Source organism: Nonomuraea sp. NPDC050540 (assembly GCF_044457485.1).
GTDB lineage: Bacteria > Actinomycetota > Actinomycetes > Streptosporangiales > Streptosporangiaceae > Nonomuraea.
Window position 1 is genome coordinate 204,343 of record NZ_JBITHA010000019.1, and the last position, 10,674, is coordinate 215,016.

Below are 10,674 nucleotides of genomic sequence, written 5' to 3' on the forward strand. Positions count from 1 at the left end.
ATGGGGCCACAGTGTGCTTGCCAGGTCCCAGACAGGAGAGGCGAGATCCGGATGGCGCGTGGTGCGAGCGACATGCCTCCAGGCGTGCGACCGCTGACGGTGGGCGACCCGGTCATCATCGGCCGATACCTTCTCCTGGGCCGGCTCGGCACGGGCGGCATGGGCGTCGTCTACCTCGCCGAACACCCCCGCGGCGGTCTCGTCGCGCTCAAGACCCCGCACGCGACGCACCTGGGCGACCAGACGCTGCGGGCGCGGTTCGCCGAGGAGGTCGCGTTCTCGCGGCGGGTGGTGCCGATCTGCACCGCCGCCGTCATCGAGGACGGCACCGACCGCGACCGGCCCTACCTCGTCACCGAGTACATCCCCGGGCCCGCGCTCTCGCAGGTCGTCGTGGCCCGCGGTCCGCTCACCCCCGATCTGGCGTACGGCGTCGCCCTCGGCGTGGCCGCGGCGCTCGTCGCGGTGCACGACGCCGGGCTCGTCCACCGGGACCTGAAGCCGGGCAACGTGCTGCTGTCCACCAAAGGGCCGCGCGTCATCGACTTCGGCATCGCCCGCGACGTCGACACGCTCGCCGCCCACACGCAGGCCGGGCAGGTCATGGGCAGTCCCGGGTGGGTGGCGCCCGAACGGTTGACGGGGGGCGCGGCCGTACCGGCGTCGGACGTCTTCTCGTGGGGCTGCCTGGTCGCCTTCGCCGCGACCGCCCACCACCCGTTCGGACGCGGCGAGACCGACGTGCTCACCCGCCGCATCCTGCTGGAACCACCCCGCCTGGACGCCGTCCCCGCCATGCTGCGGCCCGCGGTCGAGGCGGCCCTGGCCAAGGAACCCGCCGACCGCCCCCGCGCCGCCGACCTGCTGCGCGCGCTGCTCGCCGCGGGCGGCGTCGGCGACCCCTGGGACCTGCGCACCGCCGTCGGCGACGTCCTGGACGAGCTCTGGACGCCCGTGCCCTACCCCCCTGGAGCCGGCCGGGTACGGCTCGCGCCGCCCCCCACCGGCGAGACCCCCAAACGCCGCCGGGCCCGCGCCGGTGCCCATTTATCCCACGCCAGCTTCGCCGCCCTGGCCACGGTCTCCATCGCGGCGATCACGGTCGTGGCCGCCGGGAACCAGGGCGGCCTCGGCTTCTCCGGCAGCTCCGTCATCCCCGACATCCCGATCGTGCAGCCGCACGGGTCGGCGGGCTCGACCGTCCGCCCCACCACCGGTCCGGCCAGCGGAGTCCCGGCCCCGGCCACGACACCCCCGTCCAGCCCGGCCGTCACGCTGACCCGCACCCTCAGCCCCAGCGCCGTCCCGACCCCCTCGTCCCACCGCCACTCCTCGGGCAGCCCGCCTCCGGGAACGTTCCTTCCCGAGCCGCCTGAGGACGACGACTGCGTGAACCCGGCGGGCCGCAAGCGGGGGAACGCGGCCAAGCGGGACTGCCCGGTGCCCTCGACCGGCATCACCACGATCCCCCAGGAGGGGCCGGGCGAGGAATCCCCCAGCCCCACCACCTCCTCAACCCTCACCCCGGCCCCCACGTCCACCCCTACCGCCACCTGATCCCCGGCCCTCTGCTTCGCGTCGATCCCGGCGCCCGGCGGGCTGCGCGGTCGTCGCGGCGGTGAGCCGGTGAGGTGGACGACCGTGTCCCTGGAATGTCCCCAGCCCCGTACGGCGGATGGGGGTGGGGCGGCTTGCCGTAACGAACAGAAACGAGAAGCCGTGACCAGGTCAGGTGTTGCCCGAGGCTGAACGTTTGTTTAGCATGCTGTGCATGCGTTCAGAGTCCGATCTCACGGCGCGCGCCCGGATCCGGGACGCCGCACTCGACCTGTTCGGGCGCGAAGGCGTCAACCGGGTCAGCGTGCGCGCCATCGCCGCCCAGGCCGGAGTCTCGCCCGCGCTCGTCCTGCACCACTTCGGATCCAAGGACGGGCTGCGCAAGGCCTGCGACGCGTATCTGGTCGAGATGCTGCGCGGCGACGGCACCACCCCCGACCTGGACGACACCAGCCGGATCGGCTCGATGATCGAGGAGGCCACGCCGATCCGGCGCTACCTCGCCCGCGCCTTCCTCGACGAGTCGCCCGACGCCGCGGCGCTCTTCGACTCGATGGTCGCCGGTTCCGAACGCTGGCTGGAGCAGGGCGTCGCCGAAGGCTGGGTGAGGCCCGCCGCCGACCCGCACGCCCGCGCGGCCATCTACGTCAGCTGGCTGCTGACGCCCGTCGTGCTCCACGCCCACCTGGCGCGCGCACTCGGCGAGGACGATCTCGCCGAGACCGGCGCCACCCTGCGCTTCTCCGGTACGGCGATCGAGATGCTCACCCAGGGCGTGTTCGCCGACGAGCGGCTGCGGAGCGCCTACGACAAGGTCCGAAACGAACGGCCCTGAGCGGGCCTCGCGATCCTGAAAGGACTCGTATGAGCATCGACCTCACCGGCCTGTTCACCACCTCCGACCGCGACGCGTACTTCGCCGGCCTCGCCATGGCGGGGCCCGTCGTCCAGGGGCGCTACGTCGACGGCACGCCCATCTGGCTCGTCACCGGCTACGAGGAGAGCCTGACGGTGCTGACCGACCCCCGGTTCAGCAGCGACCTGGCCCGGCAGGGCAAGCTCGACGTGGCCGCCGCGGCCGGACTGCCCGAAGACGTCCTGCCCTACCTGATGCGGACGCTCGGCGCCTACGACCCGCCGGATCACACCCGGCTGCGCGGGCTGGTCTCCCGCGAGTTCACCGCACGGCGCGTCCACGCGCTGCGGCCGCGCATCCAGGAGATCACCGACGAGCTCGTCGACGCCCTCGCCGGCCGGGAGGAGGCCGACCTGATCGAGGCCCTGGCATACCCGTTGCCGATCAGGGTCATCTGCGAGCTGCTCGGGGTACCGCAGGCCGACCAGGACACCTGGCGCGCGTGGTCGGCCGCGCTCCAGGCCGCCGACCTCGACGGGATCGCCGCCGGCGCGCGCGGCCTGGTCGCGTACATGGGCAGGCTGATCGAGGCCAAGCGCGCCGAGCCCGGCGACGACCTGCTGTCGGCGCTGGTCCACGCCAGGGACCGGCTCTCCGACGAGGAGCTCACCTCGGTGGCGATCAGCATTCTCATGGCCGGGCACGAGACCACCGTCAGCCTGATCGGCTCCGGTGCCCTCATCCTGCTCACCGACCCTGCCAGGGCCGACCTTCTGCGCGGTGACGCCGGGGCGATGGCGGTGGCCGTCGAGGAGATGTTGCGCGTCAGCGGCCCCGCGGAGATCTCGCCGATGCGCTTCACCCTCGAAGACGTCGAGATCGGCGGCGTCGCCATCCCCGAGGGCGAGGTGGTGCAGATCGTCAACGCCGCCGCCAACCGCGATCCGCGCCGGTTCGCCGATCCGGACCAGCTGATGCTCGACCGCTCCGACAACGCGCATCTGGGGTTCGGGCACGGCATCCACTACTGTCTCGGCGCCGCTCTGGCCAGGGCCGAGGCCGAGATCGCCCTGCACACTCTGCTGGCACGCCTGCCGGGGCTGCGGCTGGCCGTACCGGCGGAAGAGATCACCTGGAGGCCGGGGCTGGTGCGCGCGCTCACCGCGCTGCCGGTGCGGACCGCGCCGGGCGCGCCGTAACGGTGGATACAGAGCGTCACCTGACGCCCGCCTGAGCCGCCGGCAGCCGCCCAGCCGTCGCCGGTGAGTCGAGCTGGGTGCCCGATGTGAGGAGGCGACCACCGCCTGTCGGACGCCTGTCCTCGTAGCTGGCAGCAACTCCGTGTCGGGCCGCTCAGTCATTGACGGCCCATTGGCGCTACCCGTGAGCGACAGCCTGCTGGCCTGCGGTGTCACGCCCTGCTTCAGGCCAGGGTTTCGGCGTCTGTCTACCCATGTGAACCTCGGACCGGAACCACAGGAACCGGAGGCGCATGGCGCCAACCTGCATGGATGCGTGGCGAGAGACGGCACAGAACTTGGGATCTGTCCCGTCTTAGCTTGTCACCGGCCGGTACCGCCCATGGCTGTTCCCGGGTGCCTCGAACCCGTACACGCCATCGGCGACGGCAGCCGCCTGCCATAAAGCGGATCCAAAGCGCGCGTCGGTACCATCCCCGTCATGATCAAGAAGGCCGCAGCAGCCCGCCCCGGGCCCGGTGGCCAGGAGTTGGCCGGCGGACAGCGCGATGAGTCCTGCACGGTGCCGCGGTCGCCGACCTGGTTCGAGGGAGCGTGCTCGTAGGCCTTCGCCCATGGGTCACGCACCCACAACCCTCGGCACTGACGCAGGCGGAAAGGCAGAGATGGCGGACCCCAACGTCCTCGAAGCGCAACGGTGGGTGAACGCCACCTACCTCGGCAAGGCCCCCGGCTACCTCCGATGTATGGAGGACGGCCGCACCGGCTGGGGCGTCGTGTTATCCCTCACTCAGGCACTTCAGCATGAACTGGGCATCTCCCCGACGGTGCAGAACTTCGGGCCCGGCACCTTCGCCAAGGTGGCGAGCACCATCAAGCCGGATCTGACCCAGCAGACGAACACGAACATCCTGCGCATCTACAACTATGCGTTGTGGTGCAAGGGGTACTACGGTTCTTCGAACGCGGGAACCTGGGACCACCGTGCCAAGCTCTCCATCGGCGAACTCCTCGGGGACATGGGCCTGCCCGACACCCAGAACCCGATCGAGCCCCGTATGTGGGCGCACGTCACCAAAGCGCTTCTGCGGATGGACCAGTTCCGGCTCATACCCGGCGGCGACGGCGTCATCCGGGGGTTCCAGCAAACCCTCAACCGTGACTATGTACGGCTGGGCGTGGTACCGGCGATGGGCCTGTCGCCCTGCGACGGCAACTATGACCGCGTCACCCAGCAGTGCCTGATGATGGCCATCCAATACCGCCTCGGCCTCAATCCCGCCGACATCACCGGCTACTTCGGCGACGGCACCACGCGGGAGCTGAAGAAGCACACCCTCACCACCGACAGTGCCGCCTCCGAGCTCACCTACCTGCTGCACGCGGCCTGCTACTTCAACTCTCCCGCCTACAAGGGCGCACCGTACGGGTCCGGCGGCGAGACGTTCGATTTTCCCTGGGACACGATCCGCCTTGTCGACAACGGCCGCAAGTTCACCGCCGACACCGCGGCATGGCTCCGGCACTACCAGGAGTTCATGCTGCTGGCCACCAGCGGCAATGCCACCTTCGACACCTGGGCGCAGCTGCTGATCTCCCGGGGGGACCAGCATCGGGCCGCCACCGGCTCCGACACCTCCGTCACCATCACCCCCGAACGAGCCAAAGCCCTGGTCGCCAAGGGCTACAAGGTCGTCGGCCGATACCTCGATGAGCATCTGCCGCCCGACGACCCCGGCTACATCGGCAAGGCCCTGGTCCCCGGCGAACCCAAAACCATCATCGACGCCGGGCTGCGACTCATGCCGATCTTCCAGTACAACGGCACGGTGCCCGAGAACTTCACCTTCCAGAAGGGCTACGACCAGGCCGGGAAAGCGCACGACAAGATGGTTGAGCACCACATGCTCCAGGGCGCGTGCATCTACTTCGCCGTCGACTACGACGCCCAGGACCATGAGATCAGCCAGTTCGTCATCCCCTACTTCAACGGCGTCCGCAAGGCCCTCGCCGACAAGGGCGGCTGGTATTGGTTCGGGGTGTACGGCACGCGCAACGTGTGCACGCGGGTGTCGGAGGCGACCGGGGCCAGGTGGTCGTTCGTGTCCGGCATGTCGTTCGAATTTTCCGGCAACCTGGGATTCCCGATGCCGCAGAACTGGTCGTTCAGCCAGATCTACGAGTTCAACCCCGCCAACGGGACCGGGTTCACCGACGGGAACATCACACCGATAGGGCTCGACAAGAACGTGTGGCGTGGCGACGGCTACGACCCGGCCGTCAAGTCCCTGCACCTCAAGGATGACCAGTACGCGGAGATCACCGCCTTCATGGGGTATGTCAAAGCCTTGGAGAACGCGTTCGCCCGCTACCGCCGCGACAACGGCGAATCATTGGCGATCGCCGACCAGCGCCAGGACCTGTGCCTGTTCTTCCGGCAGTACAAGTACATCGATCTTCACTGGAACCAACTGCTCGGCGCCCCGGACGCCAAACGCAACAGCTATGCCGCCGGCCAGGCCGGGGCCCTCACCGAGAACAACGCCTGGCCGAGGGATCCGATCCAGGGCATCACCCTGGACATGCAGCATTGCATCTCCAATGCGCAGGGCTACTTGAAGTCCACCAGCGGCGGCGACGAGGTCCGGATGGGGGATGCCACCGGCTGGTTCGGTGACGCGGTCACCCTGTACGTCGAATGGCGCAACACCTACCAGCACCTGTCCGGGGCGGAGATGGTGAACCGCTACCTCGCCAGCACCACCCACTCCAGTTCGTGGGCACTGGACGACTACCTCTCCGACGCCGACGCCCTCAGCCTGAGTCAGTTACTCCTCGGCAACCCGGACGTGCTGTTCTCCGACGTTCTCACCCACTACTACTCGCCCACCAATCCGAGCGTCCACGCCCGCCACCGCTACCGCAACTTCCTCAAGGGCCGGTTCCAAAGCGACCAGGGCACGGCACGCTCCCGCATCACCCGTCAGATGCTGGGGGAGGACATGCTCGGCAACGCCATCGTCTACGCCCTGGCCAGGGAACTGATCTTCAAGGGCGAGATGCCCGACGACCTGCCCCTCGCCGAACTCGAAAGCTTCACCCACGCCATCGCCGACCGGATGTACCGCGACGCCACCGAGGAGCCCACGTGACCACCCCCACCCGCCGGAGCGTCCTCATCGGCGGCACCATCGGCGCCGTGGCGGCACTGATCGGGTCAGTACCCACGGCGCTGGCCGCAGCGGCGCCCGCGAGCGGTGGCGGCCCGGTCGCCCGTACCTGGAACCGCGACACCAGCCGCAACGGATGGCGCATCGACCCGCGCATCGTCCAGCCCTTCTACGTGTCCGGGGCGGCGCGGACGGTCACCCTGCATCCGGCCGCCGCGCAGGTGCTGCTGCACGTGGTGCGCCGCTGGCACTACGAGATCCAGCGGTTCACCGACGGCACCGGAACCACGCTGCACGGGCACACCACCGACCGGACCGTGTACGCCGACTATGAATCCAATCACCTGTCGGGGTCGGCGGTGGCGCTGCATCCGGGGGCGTTCCCGGCAGGCGGCGGGGACGGCCTCTATCCGCATCAGCAGCGCATCGTCGGCGACATTCTCGCCGACTGCGATGGCCTGGTCACCTGGGGCGGGGACCTGAAGCCCGCCAAGTACGGCCACTTCCACATCAACGTGCCCGCGGACAGCCCCCGGCTGAAGGAGCTGGCCAGGCGTCTGGGAGACCCTGCCGGTGAACGCCCCTATGACCCCGCCGGAGCGCCCGCCGACCCCGCCGACCCGGCACGCCGCCGGCGGGCCGGACGAGCCCGCAGCCTCGCCCGCCGCAACGAGCGCTAGACGCCCCTCCACCGAGCAAGCAACTGAGACAGGAATCGACCATGGGCATGAAAACGGCTTTGGCCGTCGGTGCCGCACTGGCGGCGGGTGCCGTGCTCACCGCAGCACCCGCTCAGGCCGCCGGTCCCGCGCCACGGCCGGGAGGAAGGAAGGCCGGGCCGCGAGGGCTTTCGTCGCACTGATATCCCCGGTCGATGGCAGGCCAGCGCGTACGCCTTCGTACCGGGGTGGCGGGCTGAGGGTGCCGAGTGGCTGAGCCGCTCGGCCGCGCAGCGTCACCAGCGCCGGATTCCGTGCGAAGCGCCGGCGCCTGCCCGAAACCTCCGCCGGGCGCTCAACCGCGCACCTTCCCGACGGCACCACCCTGACCTGCCTACCCCTCGCCTTGTCTCGACAGCTCGTCACCGCGTACTCCCGACGTGAGTCCAAAGGGACGGCGAATGGCAAGGGCCGCCGCGCGAAGATGATCACCGGCCTCGGCAGGAGGGGGTTCGGCTGAGGGCCGGAGTGGGAGATCTTGGCCCGAATCCGGGTTCGGAAGTCTCCGGTAAACCGGGGGGAGCTCACACTCTTGGACCTGTTCGACCGCGCCGCCGTACCCGACCCGTGATGGTAGGACGATCACCGAGAGCGCCCGGCATGTCCGAGCCCGTGTTATCGGATCGGGCCGGATGGCCCGCCCTGAACCGGTGATCAGTGTTCCTCGACGAAACGCAGGAGCCGGGCGTTCACCTCGTCGGCGCACTGGCCGGTGATGCCGTGGGTGGCCTGCGGCCAGAGTTCGGCCTGGACGTCCGGGATGAGTGCGCGGGCGCGTTCGTAGGCCTTGCGGGGGTCGTGGACGATGCTCCGGCCGGCGATGAGGACGAGCGTGGGGATGGAGACAGCGCGGAGCTGGTCGTCGGTGAAACGGGTGGGTGCGGGGAGGGCGAAGCGATAGTGCAGCAGATTGGAGGTGATCAGCTGGACCTCGGGGTCGTTTTCGTCGTACGGCTCGCCGCGACTCGACCAGCGCATGAACGCGGGCACCGCACGCGTGGCCGTGATCGGGATCGTGGTGGGGATCACGCGGAGAAGCAGGGAAAGCGGCATGTACGCCAACGTGAGAGCGGGGTCGATGAGGGTGAGTGAGACCAGGCGCGCCGGGGCGCGTACGGCATGATTGCAGGCCAGCCAGCCACCGATCGAATGGCCCACGAGATGGGCGGCGTCGACGCCGAGCTCCTCCAGGGTCTCCTCCAGCCATGCGGCCTGGTCGGCGGCGTCGCGGATGGGGTGGGTCTGCACGCTGCGCCCTCCCTCGCCGAGCAGGTCCAGGGCATACACTCGGCGCCGCTCGGCCAGGGCCGCGAGGTTGGGCAGCCACATGACGCTGCTGGCGCCCCTGCCGTGCAGCAAGACGATCGGCGGCCGCGTGTCCTGCCCGAAGCCGTAGACACGAACCGGTCCGAAACCGGTCTCCACGTCATGGGTCTGCACGGGGGCCGGGAAGGACTTGACCGCCTCGTCATAGATCGTGTCGTAGGCCCGTTGGGCGGCCGGTGTGACGAACCGGCCGACTTTCGTCGTGGCCATGAACCCACCTCCTTTGCAATATGATCGTATGGCAAAGATGGGGGAGGCGCGCGGAAATGCCCAAGCAGGTCGATCACGAACAACGGCGCCAGCAGATCAGCCAGGCGTTGTGGCGGGTCGCCGCCGAGCGAGGGCTGGAGGCGGTCAGCATGCGAGAGGTGGCGACCGCGGCGGACATGTCGATCGGGTTGGTGCAGCACTATTTCGCGAGTAAAGAGGACATGCTGCTGCACGCCACCCTGCTGCTGCGCGACCGGCTCGAGGAACGGCTCCGGCGCGCGGTGGCCGCGCTTCCAGAGCCGGTCACGCCCCAAGCCACGCTGCGCGCGATGTTCGCGGCGCTGTTGCCGGACGATCCAGCCAGCCGGTCGGAGACGTTGGTGGCCAACGCGGTGTTCATCAGGGCGCTCAACGACCCGGTCATGGCCGACCGCTACCGTCTGGGCCGAGCCCAGCTCACCGCGAGCGTGGCCGACCTGATCCGGGCGGCGCGCGCGGATGCCGACGATCTCGCCGAACAGGCCGCGGACACCCTCCTCGCCCTGGCGAACGGGCTTTCCTCCGATCTCCTGCTCGGCCACCTGAGCGTTGAAGGAGCCGTGCGCATCCTCAACGCGCAACTCGACACCCTCATCGACGACTGAGCCGGCCCCCGGCCGTGATGATCAGCGGCCGCAGGGTGTGGGCGCAGTCCGTGTGACCCCATCCGCCCCACCTGCGGGGGCGTCCCGCCCAGCCAGACCCCAATCCTTCAAACGGGGAAGATCACAGCTCTCCTCTGAACACTTCGGCGAACCCGGAAACGCCGTCAGACAGGGATCGGCACATGTCACGTCTCTCCGGGTGCTGGGCGCGGATCAGTCGCTGATGGGGTCGATCGCGCGCAGGACCTGGGCGCGCCGGGCGCGCTGCTGGTGCCGGCGAGCCGGCGGGTCGGCAGCTAGGCCAGTGCCTGCGGTCGCGATGGGAGCTCACCGGCCAGCAGCGGTGGCAGCAGCCCGGCCAATCCCTGTGGCGCGATGAGCTCCTCGGTGGAGGCCAAGTCATCCGGCGTCCACCAGCGCTCGCCCCGCAGCAGGCGCGTCTCGTGTTCCTCGGGCTGGGGCTCGACCTTCGCAAGACCTTCGATCCGGACGAAGAAGTAGCTGCTGTGCGACTGTCCCGGTGCTCCGGAGAGCCGAGGGCCCGTCGCGGTGGCGATCACCGGGCCGAGCAGGCCCGGCGGCACCACGAATCCCGTCTCCTCGCGAGCCTCGCGGATCGCGGCTTCCTCAGCAGTCTCGCCCGGTTCGATGCCCCCGCCAGGGGGAATCCAGATGCCGGGCCAGTTCGCCGAGTTCAGCTGCTGCAGGAGCACGCGGCCGTGCGCGTCGAGCATCAGCAGACGCGCGGTCGCGCGGATCTCGCTCATGCCGGGAGTGTACGGAGTGCGGGCTGACGCCGGCCTCACCTGCTCCGACCGCTTCCAGCGCGCCCGAGCTCATGCGGTTGGCCCACAGGCCGTGAGCACGAACGCGGCCAGGCCGGCCACGAGGAAACTGCCTAAGGCGTGTTTCAAAAGGCCTTGAGGCTGGCCGCATGGAAGTGATCGACATACGACGAGGTCTCCGGTAAATGGTCCAACGACCAAGAAGCAC

8 protein-coding genes are annotated in these 10,674 nt (G+C 69.6%); 6 read left to right on the forward strand and 2 right to left on the reverse strand.

The window, feature by feature from the left end:
- Positions 1–84 precede the first annotated feature (84 nt).
- The 5 genes from ACIBI5_RS44625 to ACIBI5_RS44645 all read left to right on the forward strand — a co-directional run bounded on the left by ACIBI5_RS44625 (position 85) and on the right by ACIBI5_RS44645 (position 7,462).
- The gene (locus ACIBI5_RS44625) at positions 85–1,557 is read left to right on the forward strand and encodes a protein kinase (RefSeq protein WP_397256424.1); all 1,473 of its coding nucleotides are present in this window, start codon (positions 85–87) and stop codon (positions 1,555–1,557) included.
- 214 nt (positions 1,558–1,771) lie between these two features.
- Positions 1,772–2,392 (forward strand): TetR/AcrR family transcriptional regulator, encoded by a 621-nt coding sequence (locus ACIBI5_RS44630; protein ID WP_397256426.1) that lies wholly within the window; start codon positions 1,772–1,774, stop codon positions 2,390–2,392.
- A 29-nt stretch (positions 2,393–2,421) separates the two neighbouring features.
- Positions 2,422–3,612 carry a cytochrome P450 gene (locus ACIBI5_RS44635; RefSeq protein WP_397256428.1) on the forward strand — a complete coding sequence of 397 codons (1,191 nt, stop codon included), beginning with the start codon at positions 2,422–2,424 and terminating at the stop codon, positions 3,610–3,612.
- A gap of 665 nt (positions 3,613–4,277) precedes the next feature.
- The gene (locus ACIBI5_RS44640) at positions 4,278–6,764 is read left to right on the forward strand and encodes a glycoside hydrolase domain-containing protein (RefSeq protein ID WP_397256430.1); all 2,487 of its coding nucleotides are present in this window, start codon (positions 4,278–4,280) and stop codon (positions 6,762–6,764) included.
- Positions 6,761–7,462, forward strand: coding sequence for a hypothetical protein (locus ACIBI5_RS44645; protein WP_397256432.1), 702 nt, complete (start codon positions 6,761–6,763; stop codon positions 7,460–7,462). Before ACIBI5_RS44640 ends, ACIBI5_RS44645 begins: the two co-directional genes overlap by 4 nt.
- Before the next feature lie 693 nt (positions 7,463–8,155).
- On the opposite strand, the gene ACIBI5_RS44650 is transcribed toward ACIBI5_RS44645, so the two are convergent.
- Complete coding sequence (locus tag ACIBI5_RS44650; protein ID WP_397256434.1) at positions 8,156–9,037, reverse strand: alpha/beta fold hydrolase; 882 nt, start codon at positions 9,035–9,037, stop codon at positions 8,156–8,158.
- Between the two features lie 56 nt (positions 9,038–9,093).
- Between ACIBI5_RS44650 and ACIBI5_RS44655 the strand changes: the two genes are divergently transcribed.
- Positions 9,094–9,681, forward strand: a complete 588-nt coding sequence (locus ACIBI5_RS44655) for a TetR/AcrR family transcriptional regulator (RefSeq protein WP_397256435.1) — start codon at positions 9,094–9,096, stop codon at positions 9,679–9,681.
- A 296-nt stretch (positions 9,682–9,977) separates the two neighbouring features.
- Here the strand turns inward: ACIBI5_RS44655 and ACIBI5_RS44660 are convergent, their stop codons facing one another.
- On the reverse strand, positions 9,978–10,448 hold the full coding sequence (locus ACIBI5_RS44660; RefSeq protein WP_397256437.1) for an NUDIX hydrolase: 471 nt from the start codon (positions 10,446–10,448) through the stop codon (positions 9,978–9,980).
- Between the last annotated feature and the right edge of the window lie 226 nt (positions 10,449–10,674).